23 protein-coding genes are annotated in these 21,680 nt (G+C 61.4%); 18 read left to right on the plus strand and 5 right to left on the minus strand.

All coding sequences use genetic code 11. The annotated features are described in order from the left end of the window. Positions 1-9 precede the first annotated feature (9 nt). Positions 10-1,086 carry an ABC transporter permease gene (locus tag IB264_RS16355; RefSeq protein WP_025428632.1) on the minus strand — a complete coding sequence of 359 codons (1,077 nt, stop codon included), beginning with the start codon at positions 1,084-1,086 and terminating at the stop codon, positions 10-12. 120 nt (positions 1,087-1,206) lie between these two features. Here IB264_RS16355 and IB264_RS16360 point away from each other — a divergent pair, with 120 nt between their 5' ends. The 3 genes from IB264_RS16360 to IB264_RS16370 all read left to right on the plus strand — a co-directional run bounded on the left by IB264_RS16360 (position 1,207) and on the right by IB264_RS16370 (position 4,068). Then, positions 1,207-1,893, plus strand: coding sequence for a helix-turn-helix domain-containing protein (locus IB264_RS16360; RefSeq protein ID WP_025428633.1), 687 nt, complete (start codon positions 1,207-1,209; stop codon positions 1,891-1,893). 10 nt (positions 1,894-1,903) lie between these two features. Then, complete coding sequence (locus IB264_RS16365) at positions 1,904-3,493, plus strand: ABC transporter substrate-binding protein (RefSeq protein WP_192433837.1); 1,590 nt, start codon at positions 1,904-1,906, stop codon at positions 3,491-3,493. A 146-nt stretch (positions 3,494-3,639) separates the two neighbouring features. Beyond that, a complete protein-coding gene (locus tag IB264_RS16370) occupies positions 3,640-4,068 on the plus strand; it encodes an OsmC family protein (protein ID WP_025428635.1) in 429 nt (142 codons plus the stop codon). Positions 4,069-4,112: 44 nt separating this feature from the next. On the opposite strand, the gene IB264_RS16375 is transcribed toward IB264_RS16370, so the two are convergent. Then, a complete protein-coding gene (locus IB264_RS16375; protein WP_038578194.1) occupies positions 4,113-4,634 on the minus strand; it encodes a hypothetical protein in 522 nt (173 codons plus the stop codon). Between the two features lie 41 nt (positions 4,635-4,675). After that, on the minus strand, positions 4,676-5,101 hold the full coding sequence (locus IB264_RS16380; RefSeq protein ID WP_025428636.1) for an Lrp/AsnC family transcriptional regulator: 426 nt from the start codon (positions 5,099-5,101) through the stop codon (positions 4,676-4,678). 124 nt (positions 5,102-5,225) lie between these two features. Here IB264_RS16380 and IB264_RS16385 point away from each other — a divergent pair, with 124 nt between their 5' ends. The 8 genes from IB264_RS16385 (at position 5,226) to IB264_RS16420 (ending at position 12,420) form a co-directional block, all read left to right on the plus strand. Further along, on the plus strand, positions 5,226-6,278 hold the full coding sequence (locus IB264_RS16385) for an ornithine cyclodeaminase (RefSeq protein WP_309141653.1): 1,053 nt from the start codon (positions 5,226-5,228) through the stop codon (positions 6,276-6,278). Position 6,279: 1 nt separating this feature from the next. Next, complete coding sequence (gene ctlX, locus IB264_RS16390; protein ID WP_025428638.1) at positions 6,280-7,251, plus strand: citrulline utilization hydrolase CtlX; 972 nt, start codon at positions 6,280-6,282, stop codon at positions 7,249-7,251. Between the two features lie 31 nt (positions 7,252-7,282). Continuing rightward, positions 7,283-8,086, plus strand: coding sequence for a dimethylarginine dimethylaminohydrolase family protein (locus IB264_RS16395; protein WP_025428639.1), 804 nt, complete (start codon positions 7,283-7,285; stop codon positions 8,084-8,086). Positions 8,087-8,116: 30 nt separating this feature from the next. Continuing rightward, positions 8,117-8,917, plus strand: coding sequence for a transporter substrate-binding domain-containing protein (locus tag IB264_RS16400; protein WP_025428640.1), 801 nt, complete (start codon positions 8,117-8,119; stop codon positions 8,915-8,917). 124 nt (positions 8,918-9,041) lie between these two features. Then, a complete protein-coding gene (locus IB264_RS16405; RefSeq protein ID WP_025428641.1) occupies positions 9,042-9,755 on the plus strand; it encodes an ABC transporter permease in 714 nt (237 codons plus the stop codon). Further along, positions 9,755-10,456 (plus strand): ABC transporter permease, encoded by a 702-nt coding sequence (locus IB264_RS16410; protein ID WP_025428642.1) that lies wholly within the window; start codon positions 9,755-9,757, stop codon positions 10,454-10,456. Before IB264_RS16405 ends, IB264_RS16410 begins: the two co-directional genes overlap by 1 nt. A 37-nt stretch (positions 10,457-10,493) precedes the next feature. Then, on the plus strand, positions 10,494-11,258 hold the full coding sequence (locus IB264_RS16415) for an ABC transporter ATP-binding protein (protein WP_025428643.1): 765 nt from the start codon (positions 10,494-10,496) through the stop codon (positions 11,256-11,258). A gap of 10 nt (positions 11,259-11,268) precedes the next feature. Beyond that, a complete protein-coding gene (locus IB264_RS16420; protein WP_025428644.1) occupies positions 11,269-12,420 on the plus strand; it encodes a M20 aminoacylase family protein in 1,152 nt (383 codons plus the stop codon). 30 nt (positions 12,421-12,450) lie between these two features. Here the strand turns inward: IB264_RS16420 and IB264_RS16425 are convergent, their stop codons facing one another. Further along, positions 12,451-13,827, minus strand: a complete 1,377-nt coding sequence (locus IB264_RS16425; RefSeq protein WP_025428645.1) for an FAD-containing oxidoreductase — start codon at positions 13,825-13,827, stop codon at positions 12,451-12,453. Next, on the minus strand, positions 13,824-14,291 hold the full coding sequence (locus IB264_RS16430; protein WP_025428646.1) for a membrane protein: 468 nt from the start codon (positions 14,289-14,291) through the stop codon (positions 13,824-13,826). The genes IB264_RS16425 and IB264_RS16430 overlap by 4 nt, the downstream gene beginning before the upstream one ends. A 335-nt stretch (positions 14,292-14,626) precedes the next feature. Between IB264_RS16430 and IB264_RS16435 the strand changes: the two genes are divergently transcribed. The 7 genes from IB264_RS16435 (at position 14,627) to IB264_RS16465 (ending at position 21,669) form a co-directional block, all read left to right on the plus strand. Beyond that, a complete protein-coding gene (locus IB264_RS16435) occupies positions 14,627-15,538 on the plus strand; it encodes an ABC transporter substrate-binding protein (RefSeq protein ID WP_025428647.1) in 912 nt (303 codons plus the stop codon). Positions 15,539-15,653: 115 nt separating this feature from the next. Further along, positions 15,654-16,820: an ABC transporter permease gene (locus IB264_RS16440; protein ID WP_025428648.1), complete on the plus strand. Its 1,167-nt coding sequence runs from the start codon at positions 15,654-15,656 to the stop codon at positions 16,818-16,820. Beyond that, positions 16,817-17,755: an ABC transporter ATP-binding protein gene (locus tag IB264_RS16445; RefSeq protein WP_025428649.1), complete on the plus strand. Its 939-nt coding sequence runs from the start codon at positions 16,817-16,819 to the stop codon at positions 17,753-17,755. The genes IB264_RS16440 and IB264_RS16445 overlap by 4 nt, the downstream gene beginning before the upstream one ends. Continuing rightward, positions 17,755-18,492, plus strand: a complete 738-nt coding sequence (locus IB264_RS16450) for an ABC transporter permease (RefSeq protein WP_025428650.1) — start codon at positions 17,755-17,757, stop codon at positions 18,490-18,492. The genes IB264_RS16445 and IB264_RS16450 overlap by 1 nt, the downstream gene beginning before the upstream one ends. A gap of 267 nt (positions 18,493-18,759) precedes the next feature. Then, positions 18,760-19,917 carry a Gfo/Idh/MocA family protein gene (locus IB264_RS16455; RefSeq protein WP_025428651.1) on the plus strand — a complete coding sequence of 386 codons (1,158 nt, stop codon included), beginning with the start codon at positions 18,760-18,762 and terminating at the stop codon, positions 19,915-19,917. Between the two features lie 13 nt (positions 19,918-19,930). Continuing rightward, a complete protein-coding gene (locus IB264_RS16460) occupies positions 19,931-20,815 on the plus strand; it encodes a carbohydrate ABC transporter permease (RefSeq protein ID WP_025428652.1) in 885 nt (294 codons plus the stop codon). Beyond that, positions 20,812-21,669 carry a carbohydrate ABC transporter permease gene (locus tag IB264_RS16465; protein WP_025428653.1) on the plus strand — a complete coding sequence of 286 codons (858 nt, stop codon included), beginning with the start codon at positions 20,812-20,814 and terminating at the stop codon, positions 21,667-21,669. Before IB264_RS16460 ends, IB264_RS16465 begins: the two co-directional genes overlap by 4 nt. Positions 21,670-21,680 lie beyond the last annotated feature (11 nt).

Raw genomic sequence — 21,680 nt, forward strand, 5'->3', positions numbered from 1 at the left:
CGCTTCTCCCTAGCGCGCACGCGGATCGAGCACGCGATAGAGCACGTCCGATATCTTGTTGATGCCGATGAAGACCGCGCCGATCACCAGGGTCGAGCCGAGGACGGCCGCCATGTCGGCGTTGAGCAGGGCGACGGTCAGGTAGTTGCCGATGCCGGGCCACGAAAAGATCGTCTCGATCATCACGGAGCCTTCGAGCAGGCCGGCATAGGAAAGCCCTATGACGGTGATCAGCGGCACGCGGATCGGGCGGAAGGCATGGCGCCAGATCACGAGCCGTTCCGGAACGCCCTTGACCCGCGCCGTCGTCACATATTCCTGGCTCAACTGATCGAGCATGAAGGACCGTGTCATGCGGGCGATATAGGCAAGCGAGAAGAAGCCGAGGCAGGACGCCGGCAGGATGAGATGCCAGACCGCGTTGCGGAAGATCTCCCAGTCGCCGGCGATGATGCTGTCGACGAGGATAAGGCCGGTGATCGGGGTGACGACGCCGTCGTAGAAGATATCGACCCGACCAGGGCCGCCGACCCATTTCAGCTTCGCGTAGAAGACGGCGAGCCCGACGAGGCCGAGCCAGAAGGCCGGCACCGAATAACCGAGCAGGCCGACGACGCGGATGCCCTGATCGAGCCAGGAGCCGCGGCGGCTTGCGGCGACGACGCCGAGCGGCACGCCGATCAGTACGCCGAGGATGATGCCGAGCGTCGCCATCTCCAGCGTCGCCGGGAAGACCCGGGCGAGATCCTCGATCACCGGCTTGCCGGTTGATACTGCCGTGCCGAAGTTGCCGGTGACCACATCGCCGACATAGCTGACGAACTGGGCGGCCAGCGGTCGATCGAGACCCATTTCCTCGCGGACGCGCTCATAGACGGCGACGGGGGCACGGTCGCCGACGACGGCGAGCACTGGGTCGATCGGCACGATGCGGCCGATGAAGAAGGTGATTGCGAGCAGCCCGATGAAGGTCACGCCAAGCGTGACGAGAAAGCCAAGCAGCGAAAAAAGGCGCCGTCTGCCCGGGCTTTGTGCCCCGGCGCGGCGCGTCGGCGCGGGCGCTGTAGTCGTGTTGTTGTTTGCCACGTGGCGATTCCATCCCTCGTTCGCTTGCGGTCGCGGCTGTCGATAGCGCAAGAATTCGCTTGGAGTATATAAATAAGTTTGCTTAAATCAAAAAAATTTTACTGGTGAGGAGAATCCATTGTGACCGTGCCATCTGAGGATGCAGAGACCGCATCCGCCAGGGCCGCGACTGCGGGCCAGCCGCGGATCGGCGCGCTGTTGCGTGCGCGCCGGCGGCAGATGCATATGACGCTGCAGGCGCTGAGCGATGCTGCGGGGGTATCGGTTGGCTATCTCAGCCAGATCGAGCGCGATCTCGCCATGCCTTCCCTCGGCACGCTTGCGCAGATCGCCCAGGGGCTGAACGCCGAGCTCAACCACTTCATCCTGGCACCGGCGATCGATACCGGTCTGTCACGCGCCAGCGAGCGCATGGTCTTTTCCGTCGGCGGCTCGCCGGTGTCCTATGAGCGGATCGGTGCGGACTTTGCCGGGAACCAGCTATCCAGCTTCGTCATCACCATCCCCGCCGGACACCGCTCGGAGGTGTTCAGCCATGAGGGCGAGGAACTGGTGTACGTCCTGCAGGGCGAAATCCTGTTCGGTCTCGATGACGACGAGACCACACTTACCCCCGGCGACGGCCTGCATTTTCGGGGTATCCAGCCACACTACTGGTGGAACAAGACGGATCGGCCCGTCCGGCTGATCTGGACCGGCACCCTGCCTCTGTTCCGATCCCGTACACCCTTGCCCAACGAGACCGGTATGCCTCAGGCAACCCCCAAGCCGGCGACGACAACAAAAACCAAACCTCATCGAAAATAGGAGAGCGATGATGAGAATGTTCAAGGCCGCGGTTTTCGCGGCATCCCTTATGCTGAGCGTGGCTCCGGCAGCTTTGGCGGAGACCCCGGCCGAAGTGCTGGTGGTTGCCCAGAACATCGACGATATCGTCAGCATCGATCCGGCCGAAGCCTACGAGTTTTCGTCCGGCGAATATGTGACGCAGACCTATGACCGTTTGGTGCAATATGATGCGCCCGACGTCCTGAAGCTTTCGCCTGGTCTTGCCAGCGAATGGACCGCCGACGATGCGGCAAAGACGATCACCTTCCACCTGCGAGATGGCGTCACCTTCTCCTCCGGCAACCCGCTGCGTGGCGAAGATGTTGTCTACTCCTTCAAGCGCGTCGTCGCGCTCAACAAGGCGCCTGCCTTCATCCTGACGCAGCTCGGCTGGACACCTGAAAATATCGACAAGATGGTGACTGCCGACGGCAACAAGGTCACGATCAAGTATGAAGGCGACTTCTCGTCGGCGTTCGTACTCAACGTTCTGGCGGCACGTCCGGCCTCGGTCGTCGACGCGGAAGCCGTCAAGGCGAACGAAGCCGACGGCGACTACGGCAATGCCTGGCTCAAGGCGAACTCGGCCGGTTCCGGCCCGTTCGTGCTCAAGGCTTTCCGCGCCGGGGAACTTCTGAACCTGCAGAGCAACCCGAACTATTTCGCCGGCGCTCCGGCCATCAAGGGCGTGATCATCCGTCACGTTGCGGAAGCCGCAACCCAGCAGCTGATGCTTGAAACCGGCGACGTCGACATGGCGAAGAACCTGACGCCCGACCAGGTCGCAAGCCTTGGGGCCAAGAGCGGCATGAAGGTCGAATCCTACCCACAGGCGGCCGTCCACTTCCTGTCGTTCAACCAGAAGGCCGCAGCCCTGCAGCCGCCAGCCGTCTGGGAAGCAGCCCGTTATCTCGTCGACTACAAGGGCATGACTGACAGCTTCCTGAAGGGCCAGATGGAGGTCCACCAGGCCTTCTGGCCGAAGGGCTTCCCGGGCTCGCTCGACGAAACGCCTTATACCTACGATGTCGAAAAGGCGAAGAAGATCCTTGCCGATGCCGGCATCCAGACGCCGATCAAGGTGACGCTCGATGTTATCAACTCGACGCCGTTCACCGACATGGCACAGTCGCTGCAGGCTTCCTTCGCCGAAGCCGGCATCAACTTCGACATCATCCCGGGAACCGGCAGCCAGGTCATCACCAAATACCGTGCCCGTACGCATGAGGCCATGCTGCTCTATTGGGGCCCTGATTTCATGGACCCGCACTCGAACGCCAAGGCCTTCGCCTATAACGAAGACAATGCGGACGACAAGTATCAGTCGACGACCACATGGCGTAACGGCTGGGCAGTCCCGGCAGAGCTCAACGAAGCGACGAAAGCTGCGTTGAAGGAAGCCGATCCGGCCAAGCGTTCGGCGCTCTATGTCGACCTGCAGCGCAAGGTGCAGGAAACGTCACCGATCGTGATCATGTTCCAGGCCGCAACTCAGGTTGCGATGAAGGACAAGGTCGAAGGTTACGTCAACGGCGCTACCTCCGACTTCGTCTTCTACCGCCTCGTCAAAAAGAACTGATTCCTGTGCGCGCTCACTTGCACCTGCAACTGAGCGCGGACATATCAGAGCCGCGGGCCACTTGTGACCCGCGGCACCACGGCCGAATCGGGACTTCTGCGTAGTGGCTGAACCCGATTCTGCGAACATTGGAGAAGGCGAGTAAAATGGCAGACGTGAAGGTAAGGACGCGAGAAACAGGCGCCACGGCAGTGGTGGGCAGGACCGGCTTTCCGCACGTGACTTCGGTTACCGGCGGCGAACTGGATATCGTGACGGGCCCGTCGCAGCCGGGCTACGGACCGCTTGACCTGCTCTATGCTTCGCTCGCCAGCTGCCTGGTATTGAGCGCCCGCATTGCCGCCAGCCGTTTTGGCGTCCTCGACCGGTTGACCGAAGTCAGCGCCAGGGTGACGGGCGAGAAGGCCCATGACGAACCGTCACGGATCGGGAAATTCGAGATCGTCTTCGACATCAAAGGCGATTTTGACGACGCGACCCGGCATGCCATTGCCGAGGCTGCCGAAAATGAAATCTGCACCGTCAGCAACACCTTGCGCGGCAACCCGGAATTTGTGACCCGATACGCAGATTGACCCTCTTTGTATGAGTGGCCCGACCGTCTCGGGCCACGGCCCGCTCAATCCATGAACGGCGCCAATTCCCTATCGAATTCGACTTCGACCACGTTGTTGAACAGCGCGGTTGCGACCATGATCCCCGCAAATGCCACGAGGTTGACGAGCGCCGCATTGTCATAGCGCGCTTTCAACCCGTCCCAGATCTCTGCCGGCACCGCATTTGAATTGGCGACGATCGCCCGGCCGAAATCGATCAGCCGCTGTTCGTCCTCGGTCGGCACGAGGGAATGGAAGTCGGCGCCGGAATTGGCGAAGGCGCGGCGGAAAAAGCCCATCGCGATCGGCGATTTCATCGCCTCGGAGATTGCATGCGAGAGCAGCCAGATCGCCCGGTCGTCGAGAACAGGCCGCAACTCCTCCCGCAGCGTGAACCACTCGGCATAGATCCGGTGCGCCGTCGGCGAATGCAAGAGGGTACGCTTCATATTGGTCATGCGGCCACGGACTTGGACCTCCTCGTCGTGGGCGGCACGGATAGCGTCGGAAGCGGTGTCGTAATCGATCTGGGGAATGTGGCTCACGGTCATGCCTGTATTGGTGATGGCGGGGGGACGCGCAGATGTCAGATGGTGCTGAGAAGTATGCTCGTCTCGCTGTTGAGCACGCCTTCGACGTCGCGGACCTCGCGCAGGATGCGGTCGAAGTCGCTGAGGCTGTTGGCGCGAATTTCGGCCACCATGTCCCAGGCGCCATTGGTGGTGTGGAGAGCATAGAGTTCGGGCAGGCCGCGAAGGAATTTGATCACCTTTGTGGTCGTGCGCCCGCTGACCTCGATCATCATGATTGCCCGAATGGCGCGCTGGTCATAGTCCTGGCGGACGCGCAATGTGAAGCCCAGCACCGCCCCGGTTTCCAGCAGCCGGTCGATGCGCGTCTGTACGGTTGCACGCGATATGCCGAGAACCGAGGCGACCTTGGAGTAGGGCGCGCGGCCGTCTTCTCGCAGAAGCGAGATAAGCTGGTGATCGAGGTCATCGAAGATATGCATAAAAATCTTATAGATGAGTTGTACAATTTGCGCAATCTTTTGCAAGATTTTGCGCAAGTTTAAAATTTCAACTCGCTTCTTGCGTGCCTACGCTGACCTCATCGAATTTCCCGATGGAGATGAAATCGTGGTTCAGTATGTCGGTGTCGGCAACGTAATCGAGCTGGTCAAATCGATCGGCATTGAAACGTTCCTGTTGGGTCTTACGGAATATATCGAAGACGATTTCCGCAGGTGGAACGCTTTTGAGAAAACCCCGCGGCTGGCGAGCCATTCGAAGACGGGGGTCATCGAATTGATGCCGACGTCCGACGGCGAGCATTACGGCTTCAAATACGTCAACGGCCACCCGAAGAATCCGAATGTTGGCTTGCAGACTGTGACGGCCTTCGGTGTTCTCTCGGACGTCAGCACTGGTTATCCCTGCCTCGTCTCCGAGATGACGATCATGACGGGTCTGCGCACGGCGGCGACCTCTGCATTGGCCGCAAAGTACCTGGCTCGCCCCGATGCCCGCTCGATGGCGATCATCGGGCTTGGCGCGCAGTCGGAATTCCAGGCGCTCGCCTTCCGGGCCCTGCTCGGGATCAAGCGCCTGCAGGTGTTCGATATCGACATCGAAGCGGCGGACAAGTTCCTGAAGAACCTCGCCGACATGGATTTCGATATCGTTGTCGCCAAGACCGCAGAAGAGGCCGTTGCTGGCGCCGACATCATCACGACGGTGACGGCCGACAAGCGCAACGCGACGATCCTCTCCGACAATATGGTCGGCTCCGGCGTGCACATCAACGCCGTAGGGGGCGACTGCCCCGGCAAGACCGAACTGCAGGGCGATATCCTGCGCCGTGCCGATGTCTTCGTCGAATATCCGGAGCAGACGCGGATCGAAGGAGAAATCCAGCAGATGGCGCCGGACTTCCCGGTGATCGAACTCTGGCGCGTGATTGCCGGCGAGGCTGAAGGCCGCCGGTCGGGCTCGCAGATCACCATCTTTGATTCCGTCGGCTTTGCCACGGAAGACTTTTCGGCGCTGCGCTTCCTTCGTGACAGGATCCAGGGCACGGCCTTCTACACCGAGCTCGACCTGACGACGCAGCCGGAGCATCCGCGTGATCTCTACGGACTGTTCAAGCAGCCGGCGGCCGCTGTCATTGCCGAGCGGAGCGTTGCCTGAGATGAAGAGACTGTCCGTACAGGCGCCGAAGGGTGTCGTGATGATCCGTCCGCACCATTTCGGCCCGAACCCGATGACGGCCAAGGACAATGCCTTCCAGTCGACTGACGAGGCGCGCAAGCCCTCGGCGATCGCAACTGCCGCTTTTGATGAAGTGACGCGCATGGCTGATGGCCTGTCGGCCGCCGGCGTCGCCGTCCACCTGTTCGAAGACGAGACGATGACCCGTCCGGACTCGGTGTTCCCGAACAACTGGTTCTCCACCCATTCGGGCGGACATGTGGCCATCTATCCGATGTATTCGGAAAGCCGTCAGAGCGAACGCCGCGCCGACATCATCGAGATGCTCAAGAACGAGTATCGCGTCCAGGACGTGATCGACTACTCAGGCCTCGAAAAGGACGGCGTCTATCTTGAAGGCACCGGCGCCATGGTGCTCGACCATATCGGTCGCGTGGCCTATGCGGCCCGGTCGAACCGCACCAACGAGGTGGCGCTGGAGCGCTTCTGCACCCACTTCAACTTCGAGCCGATGGTGTTTGGTGCGGTCGACCGCAACGGCAACTCGATCTACCATACCAATGTGCTGATGTGCATCGGTACGGATTTCGCGCTGATCGGCACCAGCATGATCCCCGACGCGGCAAGGCGACAGGAAATTTGCGCGCGGCTGGAGGAAACGGGCCGGCAGGTCATCGATCTCACGATCGATCAGATCGAGAATTTTGCCGGCAACGCGATCGAACTCGACGGCGCCGATGGCCGTGTCGTCGTGATGTCGGCGCGTGCGCTTGCGTCGCTTCGGCCGGACCAGGTCAAGGCGATCGAGGTTTCGGCGCGCGTGCTCGCCTTCGACGTGCCGACCATCGAGCTTGCCGGCGGCTCCGTGCGCTGCATGCTCGCCGGCGTGCATTTGTCACGCAGAGAACCCGCCGGTACGCAAAAGCTTTACGCCGCCACATCCGATCGATAGAAGCACCTCATCCAAGCCAAAGGTACTACAAATGTCGCAAGCACGCCCCGTCTACAATTTCAACAACATCATCGTCCGCACGCCCTCGACCACCGTCGTCAACGGCCTGCGTGCCGATGACCGTGGAAATCCGACCTATGAGGGCGTGAAGGCCGAGCACGATACCTACATCGCTGCGATGAAGGATGCGGGCGTCAAGGTCACCGTGCTTCCGGCGCTCGAAGCCTTCCCGGATTCGATCTTCGTCGAAGATCCGGCGCTGGTGTTCACCGAAGGCGCGATCCTCCTGCGTCCGGGTGCTGCCACCCGCGTCAAGGAAACCATCGAGATCGAGCCGACGCTTCGCGCGATGTTCGAGACGGTTCTCGATCTGCCGGGCACCGGCCTTGCCGATGGCGGCGACGTGCTGACGACCCGCGAAAGCGTGATGATCGGTCTTTCCGCCCGCACCGACAAGGTCGGCGCCGAAGCGCTGCAGGCGTGCCTCGACAAGCTCGGCCGCAAGAGCGAGATCGTCACCACACCGGAAGGCGTATTGCACTTCAAGACCGATTGCTCGCTGCTCGATGAGGAAACCGTGCTCTCGACCGCTCGTCTTGCCAAGTCCGGCGTGTTCGACCGCTTCAAGCAGGTCATTATTCCCGAAGGCGAAGAGCCGGCGGCCAATGCGCTGCGCGTCAACGACGTCGTCATGGTTGGCTCCGACTTCCCGCGCACGATCGAGATGCTCGACAAGCTCGGCTACAAGGTCGTGCCGATGAAGACGACTGAAATCGGCAAGATCGACGCCGGCCTGTCCTGCATGTCGCTGCGCTGGTTCAGCAACACGCTCTGATCCAGACATAATATTCGCGGAGGAAACATCATGAGAACTTTCAAGTCGGCCCTGTTCGCGGGGATCGCCCTCACCATGGCGGCAAGCGCTGCTTTCGCTGAGGACACGCTGCGTCTGGGCATGACGCCCGAGCCCTACATGCCGTTCACGCAGGTCAACGCCGGCGGCGAATGGGAAGGCCTTGAAGCCGACCTGTCGCGTGCCCTCTGCGAAAAGATGGCCGTGAAGTGCGACATCAACCAGATGGCGTGGGATGGCCTCATCCCGTCGCTGAAGGAAAACAAGGTCGATTTCATCATCGGTGCGTTCTCGATCACCGATGAGCGCCGCAAGGTCGTCGACTTCTCGACGCCTTACTACACCGAAGGCACGTCCTTCGTCGGCGCCAAGTCCGACACCAGCGAGATCAAGACGACCGACGCCGCCGACGGCGGTGGCCAGATCATCGATCCGGCCAGCGTCGAGGGCAAGATCATCGGCGTTCAGACGTCGAGCGTGCAATCGGCCTACGTCGCCAAGTATCTGCCGGGCGCCGAGGCCAAGAGCTACGATACCGCCGACAACTCCGTCGCCGATCTCGTCGCCGGCCGCGTCGACTACGTTCTGATCCCGGACCTCTACATCCAGACGTTCCTGAAGTCGCCTGACGGCGCCGACTACGAAGTCAAGGTCGAGGTTCCCAAGAACGCCGTACTCGGCGAAGGTGTTGCCTATGCGGTGCGCAAGGGCGACGCTGCGAACCTCGAGAAGGTCAATGCCGGCCTCGCCGCTCTCGAAAAGGATGGGCAGATCAAGACGCTCGTCGACAAGTGGATCTTCGGCAAGAAGTGATAACGGACGTTTTCGAGGGCGACGGGCCGAGGCCCTTCGCCCTCGATCGCCAAACGGACCGCAGCGTCCGGGGCATCATCGCAGCCTTTGGCTGACGACACCAATCGGGAACAGGTAGCGACGGATGGAGTATTACTGGCAATTGCTTGCCTGGGGCGGCGAGGGCTGGGGCGATGATTTCGCCTGGGGCCTGGTGATGACGCTGCAGGTATCCGTGGTCGCCTATGCAGTCGCGGTCGTCTTCGGGCTGCTGGGCGCTGCCGGCAAGCTGTCGAAGCACCGCTTGCCACGTCTTCTGGCCGATATCTACACGACCGTCGTGCGTTCGCTTCCCGAACTCCTGGTTATCCTGCTTCTGTATTTCTCGGTGGCAAGCGGCGCTGAGCGGCTGCTGAAGCATTTTGGTCTCGTCGCCGAGACGTTTCAGTTCAGCTCGTTCTGGGCGGCAATCATCGCGCTTGCCTTCGTCTCCGGCGCGTTCATGACAGAAGTGCTGCGTTCGGCCTTCCTCGCCGTTCCGCCCGGGCAGATCGAGGCTGCGGTTTCGATCGGCATGCGGCCACGCAAGGTCTTCACCCGTATCGTGCTGCCGCAGATGATGCGCCACGCCGTGCCCGGCATGGGCAATCTCTGGCTTTCCATCACCAAGGAAAGCGCCATCATCAGCGTGCTCGGCTCGTTCAGCGAGTTGCTCTATACCGGCTACCGCGCTGCCGCGGGCACCAAGCAATACATTTTCTTCTACGGGCTGACGGCCGTCCTGTTCCTGCTGATTACGCTTGTCTCAGCCTTGGTGATCGCGCAGATCGAACGCCGCCTTAACCGGGGGCACAATTGATGGAAACGATCTCCAACGTTGTCGGCTTCTTGCCGGCGCTCATCAAGGCGACCCCGCTGACGCTGCTGTTGACCGCCGTTGCCGGCGTCTTCGGTCTGGTCATAGGCACGTTTGTCGCGCTCGCCCGGCTTTCGACCCGACGCATCCTATCGATGCCGGCCTATGTCTTCACCTTCGCGTTTCGCGGTACGCCGCTACTCGTGCAGATTTATCTCATCTATTACGGCCTCGGGCAGGTCCTGCCGGGAACCTGGGTTCGCCACAGCTTCCTGTGGCCGTATCTTCGCGACGGCCTGTGGTACGCGATCTTCGCGCTCAGCCTCAACCAGGCGGCCTACAATGCCGAAGTCATCCGCGGCGCGATCAAGGCGATCCCGCGTGGGCAGATCGAGGCCGCAAAATCGATCGGCATGCGATCGTCGATGATACTCAGGCGGATCACGCTGCCGCAGGCGCTGCGATCCTGCTTGCCGGTTCTGACGGGCGATCTGATCATCCTTTTGAAGACGACCTCGCTCGCCTCGACGATCACCATTCTCGAGGTGATGGGCACCGCGCGCATGCTGCAGCGTCAGTCGCTGTTGATCTTCGAGCCGTTGATCGCGGCCGGCATCATCTATTTCACCGTCGTCTTCATTCTGACGCGAGTGATGAACGTCGTCGAAAAGCGGCTGACCCGCTACCGCACGGCGAAGGCATAGGTACACGGCGCGCAGAGGCGCCACGGGAGGAACGATGATGGTCGCAACCGCACTGTCAGTGAAGAACATCCACAAGAGCTTCGGCTCGGTCGAGGTACTCAAGGGTGTTTCGTTCGAAGCGAAATCCGGCGACGTCATTTCGCTGATCGGCAGCAGCGGCTCTGGCAAAAGCACGCTGCTGCGCTGCATCAACTATCTCGAGACGCCCGACGAGGGCGAAATCTCGGTATCGGGCGAAGTGATCAGGACGTTGAAGGGCAAGGACGGCAAGCTCGTTGCCGCCGACAAGCGCCAGCTCGAGCATATCCGCACCCGCCTCGGCATGGTGTTCCAGAGCTTCAATCTCTGGTCCCACAAGACCATCCTCGAAAACATCATCGAGGGGCCGATGCATGTGCTTGGCATGACGCGCAAGGACGCCGTCGGCGAGGCCGAGGTGCTGATGGAGAAGGTCGGCATCACGCCGAAGCGCGACCACTATCCCAACCAGCTTTCGGGCGGCCAGCAGCAACGCGCAGCGATCGCGCGGGCTTTGGCGATGAAACCCGATGTGATGCTCTTCGACGAGCCGACATCGGCGCTGGACCCGGAACTCGTCAACGAGGTGCTGCTGGTCATCAAGAAACTGGCGGAGGAGGGGCGCACCATGGTGATGGTGACGCATGAAATGTCGCTGGCGCGCGACATCTCCAGCGAAGTCATCTTCCTTCACAAGGGGCTCGTTGAAGAACGCGGCGCCCCGTCGCAGGTCATGCGTGACCCGAAGTCGGCGCGCCTGCGCCAGTTCCTGCAGATGGCTTGAGGAGAACACCATGCGCGACGCGATCCTGTCGAAATTCCTGCCTGAACTCGTCAATATCCGCCACAAGCTGCACGAGATGCCGGAGATCGGCCTGTCTGAAGTGAAGACCTCGGAATTCGTCGCCGGCCTGCTGCAGTCCTGGGGCTTCGAGGTGACGCGCGGGCTTGCAACGACCGGCATCGTCGCGACACTGAAGCGCGGCAACAGCAACCGGTCGATCGGCTTTCGTGCCGACATGGATGCGCTGCCGATGCAGGAAGAAACAGGACTCGCCTATCAGAGCCAGCATCCCGGCGCGATGCATGCCTGCGGCCATGACGGTCACACGAGCATGCTGCTGGGCGCCGCCTGGGCGCTGTCGCAGGATGCGAGTTTCAACGGAACCGTGCATCTGATCTTCCAGCCCGCCGAGGAGAATTTCGGCGGCGGCAAGCTGATGATCGAGGACGGCCTGTTCAAGCGCTTTCCCTGCGAGCGCGTCTTTGCGCTTCACAACTGGCCAGGTCTGCCGGCCGGTACCTTCTCGACGCGCGCCGGTGCCATGGCCGCCTCGATCGATGTGCTGACGCTGACGATCAGGGGCAAAGGCGGCCATGGGGCGCAGCCGGAACTGACGGTCGATCCGGTGGTCGTCGGCTCAAGCGTCGTCATGGCGCTGCAGACGCTCGTGTCGCGCAACGTCTCGCCGCATCAGCCCTCGGTCGTGACCGTCGGTTCGTTCCAATCGGGCTCGGCGTCCAACATCATTCCCGACACCGCAGTGCTGGAGATCAGCATGCGGGCAACCGATCCTGCCGTGCGAAAGCAGTTGCAGGAGCGCGTCGAGCAGATTGCGCGTTTCCAGGCGCAGAGCTTCAATGCCGATGTTACTTTCGGCTGGCAGGTCGGTTATCCCGCGACCATCAACGACGCGGAGGCGGTCGCAGAGGCGCGCGCCGTGATCAGCGAGAAATTCGGTGAAGGCGCGTTCGTCGAACTCGCCCAGCCGTTGATGGGCAGCGAGGACTTTTCCTTCCTGCTCGAAGAGGTTCCCGGCGCCTACGTGCTGATTGGCAATGGTGAGAGCAGCGGGCTCCACACCACGCGCTACGACTTCAACGACGAAATCCTCGAACGTGGCGCGATGTATTTCTACCATCTCGCACGCTCTGCGCTGGTCTGAACCAACACCTGACGGTCGGCTTGCCGACCGTCAGTTTGCCGGCGCGAGATCCCCGAAGACCGTCGGGATAAGCTCCGAAACCGTCGGGTGAATGTGCACCGCATGGGTGATCGTGGTGTAGGGCTTCTTGGCGTACATGACGTCGAGAATGCTCTGAACCGCTTCGTCGCCGCCGGTGCCCAGGATCGATGCGCCGAGGATCTCCTTGCTGTCGGCGTCGACGACAACCTTCATGAATCCCTCGGTCTCGCCTTTTTCGACCGCCCGGCCGACCCGGGTCATCGGCCTCCTACCGACGGCAATCTTGCGGCCGGTCTTGCGCGCCTCGGTCTCGCTCATGCCGGCGCGCCCGAGCGGCGGGTCGATATAGAGCGCATAGGTGGAGATGCGGTCGCTGACGCGCCGCGGCTCGCCGTCGAGCAGGTTGGCGGCGACGATCTCGAAGTCGTTATAGGCAGTGTGGGTGAAGGCGCCGCGGCCGTTGCAATCTCCCATGGCGAAGATGTGCGGCACGTTGGTCCGCAAGGCGTCATCGACCTCAATATAGCCGTGCGCGTCGGTCTTTACGCCCGCCCTGTCGAGCCCGAGATCGTCGGTGTTCGGCCGGCGGCCCGTCGCAAGCAGCAGATGTGAGCCGGTGACCTCCGGCGCGCCCGAGGTGCAATCGACGCCGGCGACGACATCGTCGCCTCGCCTGGCGAAACGAATGCATTCGGCGTTGAGCCGAAACCGGATGCCCTCCTTCTCCAGGATCGCAAGGACCGCATCTGAGACATCTGGGTCTTCGCGGGCAATCAGCTTCGGGCCCTTCTCGATCACCGTTACCTCGGAGCCAAAGCGGCGGAACATCTGGGCGAATTCAAGGCCGATATAACTGCCGCCGACGATGATCAGATGCCTTGGAAGAACATCCTGGTCCATCATCGACACATTGGTGAGAAAAGGCACGTCGTCGACACCGGGAAAATCCGGTACTGCCGCCCGACCGCCGGTGTTCAGGAAAATCTGGTCGGCAGTGAGGATTTCTTCGCCCACCCGGATCGTGTGCGGGTCCTCAAATTGGGCATGACCTTCGATGACGGTGCAGTTTTCCATCCCCTTGAGCCAGTTTTCAACGCCCGTGCGGGCGTCGGTCCTCACCTTGTCCTTGCGCGCCATGACGCGCTTGAAATCGACCGAAACCGGGCCGGTTGTCACGCCGAAATCGGCACCGCGACGCGCCATGTGCACGGCGTAGGCGCTGGCGACCATCGCCTTGGTCGGCATGCAGCCGGTGTTGACGCAGGTGCCGCCGAAGAGCTTGCGCTCGATAAGCGCCACGGCCTTGCCGGCCGCGGCCAGACGACCGGCCAATGATGGTCCCGCCTGGCCTGCGCCGATGATGATGGCGTCGAAATGTTTTGTCATAGGACCGAGGACACCACCCAGAGCGCGAGCAGCACTGCAACGACGTCTTCCAGCAGGGCAATCGGCAGGTCCTTACCGCCGGTGGCTGCGACCAGGCGTTTGCGCGCCTCATAGCCACCAAGCGTGCCGATCACGGCGCCGATGACGCCGGCAATCAGGCCGCCGACCAACGAACCGCCGGCAGTGCCCAGCACCGCACCGCAGAATCCGCCGCTGACGATGCGTGCGCCGAACTGTTGCGGCACCTTGCGGCTCGGTGTGCTCGGCAACTGGTCGGTGACGAATTCAACGAGCGCGAGGAGCCCGAAAATGTAAGGCGTAAAGCGGAAGCCCATGAAGGCTGCCCAGGTGCCGGAAAGCGGCAACCAGCCGGCGGCCGCACCAATGCTGACGGCGGCAGGTGCAGTCATGACGCGAAGGCCGGCGACCACGCCGATGAGAAGCGCGAGAAGATAGATCGACATCAATTCCCCGAACGTTCGCCGGGCGAACCCGCGCCGCCAGCCCCCAAGCGGTTCGGATCGAGCGGCATCGCAACCAAGAGTGAAAGCGGATGTTTCCGGCGGGCCTCAATCAGAGTGACCGACAACGCTGTTGATTGCAACGTCCAATCCTACGCTGCCCCATGCGGTAGTTGATGCTTTCGATCGCGTTACTTGATGTTGGAATTTTTCGCGCGCCGCACTTCCTGCGTGCAGCTCTATTTTTCGTCGAAGACTGACATATATGGAATGGCTTGCCCGGACGACGCGAATATTCCGTGATCAAACTGCGGGACTGAATTTCGAGGGAGATCTCCATGCGCCTGACCAAACTGCTTATCGGGACAGCCTTTGCCTTGACACTCACTGCAGCCGCCGCCAACGCCGACGTCGTGGTGTCCTCCAAGATCGATACAGAAGGCGGTGTGCTCGGCAACATCATCCTTGCTGTGTTGAATGCCAATAATATCAAAACTGTAGACCGCGTACAGCTCGGTGCTACACCGGTGGTGCGCAAGGCGATCACCGCCGGCGAGATCGACATCTACCCGGAGTACACCGGCAATGCCGCCTTCTTCTTCGAGAAGGCCGATGACCCGGTCTGGAAGGACGCGGCGAAGGCCTACGAGTCCGCCAAGAAGCTCGACTACGACGCCAACAAGATTGTCTGGCTGACGCCATCGCCGGCCAACAACACCTGGGCAATCGGGCTGCGCAAGGACGTCGCTGAAGCCAACAAGCTGGCGACGTTGTCCGATTTCGGCAAGTATGTTGCCGGCGGCGGAAACATCGTGCTCGCCGCATCGTCCGAATTCGTCAACTCGGCAGCAGCGCTTCCCGCATTCCAGACGACCTACGCCTTCACGTTGAAGCCGGAGCAGCTGATCACGCTTTCGGGTGGCGATACGGCAGCGACAATCGCTGCGGCTGCTAACCAGACGAATGGTGCCAATGCCGCGATGGTCTACGGCACCGATGGCGGCATCGCCCCCTCCGGCCTCGTGGTGTTGGAAGACGACAAGGCAGTCCAGCCGATCTACCAGCCGGCTCCGATCATTCGCGAGGCAGTGCTGAAGGAAAATCCTCAGATCGAGTCCCTGCTGAAGCCGGTCTTCGAGAAACTCGATCTGGTGACACTGCAGGAGTTGAATGGCCGCGTCCAAGTCGGTGGTGAACCGGCCAAGACGGTTGCCGAAGACTTCCTGAAGAAGAACGGCTTTCTGAAATAGGTTGACGCAAATGCGCGACGCTGGTCGGATGCACGCATCCGACCAGCGTTTTGTTTTCTAGGCGTAGAACGACCAAGGTCCGTCGAGCGGAAGCCGGGCGAGAAAAAGGGATCTGATGCAGCTCCGCGTGGACAAGCTTGGCGTGATCATTGCCGTGCTTACCGCCTACGGCGCCTTGCTGGCGCCCTTTGCGACTTTTCGTGCCAACCGCATCGTCGCCGGCGAGGCGAGATCGCTCGGCGAGGCGTTGCCTCCGGCGTGGGCTGCCATCATCCTTATCCTCGTGATCGCCACGGCGGTTGTCGCCCTCCTGAAAACGCCAAGCCCGCTACGCCTTGCCATCGCCTTTTCGACGATCGCGGCATTGGCGCTCGGTATCGGTGCTGCAGCCGGCCACCTGACGCCGCCTGAAAATACCTACGCCCGCGTTTCGCCAGCATCAGGGTTCTGGATTCTTTTGTTTGCGCTCGGTCTTCTAGCGGCCGACGCATTGACCCGGATGCGTCCATCCCCGCTGGTGCGAGTGCTGTTCCTTGCCGCCGTCCTTGGTTTTATTGCCGCGCTCCTGTGGTCCGGCACCTGGGACGGTCTGTCGCTTCTGAAAGAATATGCCAGCCGCGCCGACACCTTCTGGGCCGAGGCAGGCAAGCATGTGATGCTCGCCTTGGGTTCGCTTGCCGCCGCCACCATTGTCGGCATTCCGCTCGGCGTTCTCTGCCATCGTGTCACGCGCCTGCGCGATGGCCTTTTGGGTGTCCTGAATGCGATCCAGACGATCCCGTCGATTGCACTTTTCGGCATTCTGATAGCGCCGCTTGGCTGGATTGCGATCCATGTTCCGGGTGCTGCCGCCATCGGCATCCGTGGGATCGGGGCGGCACCGGCATTCGTTGCCCTTTTCCTCTATTCGCTGCTGCCTGTCGTCGCCAATACAGTGGTGGGGCTTGCCGGCGTGCCGCGAGAAGCCAACGACGCGGCACGCGGCATCGGCATGACCGACTTCCAACGCCTTGCCGGTATCGAGTTTCCGCTGGCTTTTCCGGTCGTTCTCACCGGCATTCGCATCGTGCTCGTTCAGAACATCGGGTTGGCGACGATCGCGGCGCTGATCGGCGGCGGCGGTTTCGGCGTCTTCGTCTTCCAGGGGGTGGGGCAGACGGCGATGGATCTGGTGCTGCTCGGGGCAGTGCCGACCGTTATCCTTGCCTTCACGGCCGCAATCGTCCTCGACGCCGTGATCGAGGCGGCTACTCCGAACCGCAACCAGGTGCAAAGCGCATGATCGAGATCGAAGGCATTACCAAGCGCTATGGCGAAACCACTGTCGTCAGGGATGTCCGCCTGACGATCGCGCCGCGCACGGTTACCGTTATCGTCGGCACGTCCGGTTCCGGCAAGACGACGCTGCTTAGGATGATCAATCGTCTGGTCGAACCGACATCGGGCACGATCAGGCTCGATGGCGAGGATAACCGCTCGTTGCCGGGCTACGAGCTGCGTCGCCGGATCGGCTATGCGATCCAGGGGCACGGGTTGTTTCCACATCGCACGGTCGCTCAGAACATCGCCACCGTGCCGACGCTGCTCGGCTGGGATCGCGCCCGCATAGACGCGAAGGTCGCCGAGCTGCTGACGCTTTTTCAGCTCGACCCCGCGGCGTTCGGCCCGCGCTATCCGCACGAACTCTCCGGCGGCCAGCAGCAGCGCGTCGGCGTTGCCCGCGCGCTTGCGGCAGAGCCGAAGGTGCTGCTGATGGACGAGCCCTTCGGCGCGCTCGACCCGATCATTCGCGCCAAGGCCCAGGACGACCTGCTGGCGATCCAGAAACATTTCGAAACGACTGTTGTCCTCGTCACGCACGACATGGAGGAGGCTTTCCATCTGGCCGACCGGATTGCGGTCATGGACAAGGGCGAGGTGGTGCAATACGCAACGCCGGCCGAAATGCTCGTCAAACCGGCGACCGCTTTCGTCGAGAGCCTGATCGGGGCCGGTGAGCGCCCGTTTCGCCTGCTGGCGATCGAGCCGGTGTCATCAGCCGTTGAACCGGGTACCGCTGAGGGAGAGGCGATCTCAAGCGCTGCCAGTCAACGCGAGGCCCTGTCGACGCTTCTCTGGTCCGGCCGCAAGGCTCTTCCCGTCGTCGGCCCCGATGGTGTCCTCATCGGCAAGGTCAGTCTTGAAAGCTTGGCGCAGCGTGCCGCGGGGCCATCGTGATGCTGCGTCTTCCCAACCTGTTCCGGCTGCTTGCTCTAGCCCTTCTGATCGCGTTTCTGGTCCAGCCGCAGTGGTTCGAGCCGCTGTTGCGACCGCTTGTGCAGGAGAATGCGCCGGCCATCTATAACCAGGGCAGCCTGCTGCAACTGACGTTTCTGCATCTGCGCACTGTCGCGATTGCAACGGCTGGCGCGACGGTGGTCGCGCTGGCTCTGGCGATCCTGGTGACACGCACTTCCGGAGCAGAATTCCTGCCGCTTTCGCGCAGCCTTGTGAACATCGGCCAGACGTTTCCGCCGGTTGCGGTGCTGGCGCTCGCCGTGCCGATCTTCGGCTTCGGCGAGAAGCCGACGCTGATTGCGCTCTTCCTCTACGGCCTGCTGCCGATCTTCGAGAATGCTCTGACTGGGCTTACGACCTTGCCGCCTTCGATCATGGAGGCGGCGCGGGGCACCGGCATGACCGGGCGCCAGCGGCTGATGAAAATCGAACTGCCGCTGGCGATGCCGGTCATCCTCGCCGGCATCCGGCTCTCCGTGGTGATCAGTCTGGCGACGGCGACGATCGGCTCGACGGTCGCAGCAAGGACGCTCGGCGAGGTGATCATCGCCGGCCTCCAGTCGAACAATCTCGCCTTCGTCGTTCAGGGCGGCCTCATCGTCGCGGTGCTCGCGGTGTTGATCCACGACGCCTTGCAGGCAGCCGAACGAAGCATCAGTTCTCGAATGGGACGGTAGTTTCGTCAACGATGCGTTCTGGCGCGAACGAGACGCCTCACATGGCGAAGCCGCATTGGTCTGGACCGCTTTCCCCCTGTTGTAGCGTTAATGGGTCACTTCCCTTTTCGGTTGTGTTGGCAATTGCCCATATTTCCGGTGTTTCCGACCTTTATGAAAATGAATTTCACAATTTTACAAAATACGCGGATTTAGGTTGACGACCTGAAAAAACTGTCCCAGTCTGCGAAAATAAATTACGCCATAAGGCAAGGGAACAGTGCGCGCATGAAAGTCGGGATAATCGGACTCGGATTCCGTCTGGGATATCTGGGCTACGTTTTCAAAGCCATGGATGAGAACTTCGAGATCGCGGGATACGTCGATCCGAATCCGGCCGGACTGCCGGGCCTGACCGAAAAAGGCATCTCCGCCGGCACGGCCTATGCGACGCCTGAAGAGCTAATCGCCAATGAAAAGCTCGACCTGCTGATGATCGGTTCGCCCAACCACATGCATCTCGATCATATCCGGATCGGGCTCGAGGCCGGCCTCAAAGTCTTCAGCGAAAAGCCGATCGTGACGACGGTCCAGGAAAGCCTGGAGCTTGCGCAGTTGATGGCGAAATTCGGTCATGAGCGGCTGATGGTCGGCCTCGTGCTGCGCTACGCGCCGATGTATCGCGACCTGCGTGCGGCCCTTGCCGAAGGAAAGCTCGGCCAGGTCGTCTCGATCGAGGCATCCGAACATATCGAACCCTATCACGGTGCCTTCTTCATGCGCGACTGGCGCCGCTACGAGCGCTATTCCGGCAGCTTCATGCTGGAAAAATGCTGCCATGACCTCGATCTTTACAACGGCGTCGTCGGCGCGCGTCCCGAACGTGTCGCCAGCTTCGGCGGCCGCAAGAGCTTCATTCCCGCAAACGACCCCGCACGCGAGGGCATCAACGATCTCGAGCTTTTCCATCGCAAGCCGAGCGGCTGGATGGGATCCGACAAGGTGTTCGACAGCGACGGCGACATCATCGACTATCAGGTCGCCATCGTCGAATATGCCAATGGCGTCGGCATGAACTTCCACACCAATCTCAATGTGCCGGACCAGTTCCGACGCTTCTGCATCATGGGATCGCGGGGCATGGCCGAGGGGGATTTTATCCGCGGCTATTTTGACGTGCACGAGATGCTGAGCGGCAAGAAGGTGGTCGAGAACAAGTACGCGGCCACCGAGCTGTCGCAGCACTACGGCGCCGATGAGCAGATGGCGACCGACATCATCGGCCATGTGCGTGACGGCCGGCCGCTGCCGGTCTCGACGATCGATGCGCTCGAAGCCGGTATCCTCGCCTTGTCGATGGACGAGGCCCGGCGCAAGCGGACCGTGATCGATCTCAGGCCGATCTGGGATCGGTTCGACGAAGCCTTGCACTCGCGCGCGGCTTGAGGGGAGAAGCGGGATGAGTGTTCAACGCAGCACGATCATCTTCGCCTGGATCCTGCTCCTACCAGCCGTGCTCTACGTCACGGTCATCGTCGCCTATCCCCTTGTCGACACCTTCATCCTGTCGTTCACCGACGCGTCGCTGAAGAAGACGACGAAATGGGTCGGCTGGGCCAACTATGACAAGATCTTCAACGAGACCTTCGCCGAGGTCATCTTCCGCACCTTCATTTGGACCTTCTTCTCGGTCTCGATCAAAATGATCATCGGTGTCTTCGGCGCGACCATGCTGAACGCAGCCGTGCCCGGCCGCGCGCTTTTCCGGCTGCTCACCATGCCGCCGTGGATCGTCCCGATGGCCATCGGCATCTTCATGTGGGGCTGGATGTACAACGGCCAGTTCGGCATGATTTCCGGCGTGCTGCAGAACTGGGGTCTCATCGACGGACCGATCGCTTTCCTCGCACGCGGCGAGACGGCCTTCTGGGCGACAATCGTTACCGACGTGTGGATCGGCGTGCCGCTGGTCACGCTCTACATGCTGGCTGCGATGCAGGCGATCCCGCAGGATCTGTATGAGGCGGCCTGGACGGATGGAGCAGGGCGCTTCTATCGATTCCGGCGCATCACGCTGCCGCTGCTGGTGCCGTCGCTGATCACGATGTCGATGTTGTCGCTGATCGCGACCTTCAACTCCTTCGATATCATCTGGATCCTCACGCAGGGTGGTCCGAACGGCGAAACTACAACGATGATCATCGATACCTACCGCACCGCCATAGGGTCGAAGAAATACGGCGAGGGTGCGGCACGCGCGGTGCTGATCTGCATCTTCCTGTCGATCTTCTGCTTTGCCTATTTCCGGGTCACCAGCCGCCTGTCCTCGGGAGAACAGAAATGAGCCAGCCTGCCTTGATCAACCGATATCGCTGGTACGAACTCGTCGCCATCTATGCCGGGATCTTTGTTTTCCTGGCCTTCATTCTGGCGCCATTCGTCGAGGGGTTCCTCGTTTCGCTGAAGCCGCTGGGTCTGCTCTTTTCCTCCCCCTACAAGTTCTGGCCGGAAAACGGATCATTCGCCGCCTATCGGACCATGTGGGACAGCGTGCCCGGTTTCGCTCGGTACATCTTCAATTCCTTCTTCATCTCCACCATCGTCACAGCCATCGTGCTGATACTGGTCATTCCGGCGGCCTATGCCTTTGCCCGCTTCAAATTCCGCGGCAGCGGCGCGCTGCTCGGCGCCTTTCTCGCAGTCAACATGTTCTCCGGCGCCGTGCTGCTCATTCCGCTTTTCCGGCTGATGCGCAGCTTCGGCGTGCTCAACACCTATCTCGCCATGATCATGCCGGGTGTCGCCTTCCTTATCCCGTCGGCGATCTGGCTGTTGCGCACTTACATGATGCGCATTCCGCGTGAGCTCGACGAGGCCGCTTTCGTCGATGGCGCGAGCCATTTCTATACGCTGCGCCGCGTGATCCTGCCGATCGCCATGCCGGGCATCACCGTGGTGGCGATCACCACCTTCATCGGCGCCTATGCCCAGCAGTTCATTTATGCCCTGACCTTCAACTCCAAGAGCGAATACATGCCGCTACCGGTCGGGCTCTTCGCCTATTTCGGTCGCCAAGAGGTGATCTGGAACGAGCTCATGGCGGCGAGTTTCGTCGGCATCGCGCCGGCGGTCGTCGTGATCTTCCTCCTACAACGGTATCTCGTCAGCGGGCTGACCGCAGGCGCGGTGAAACAATAAGACCAACCAAC

The sequence above is a fragment of the Ensifer sp. ENS11 genome, from assembly GCF_014851895.1.
GTDB classification, from domain to species: Bacteria; Pseudomonadota; Alphaproteobacteria; order Rhizobiales; family Rhizobiaceae; genus Ensifer; species Ensifer canadensis.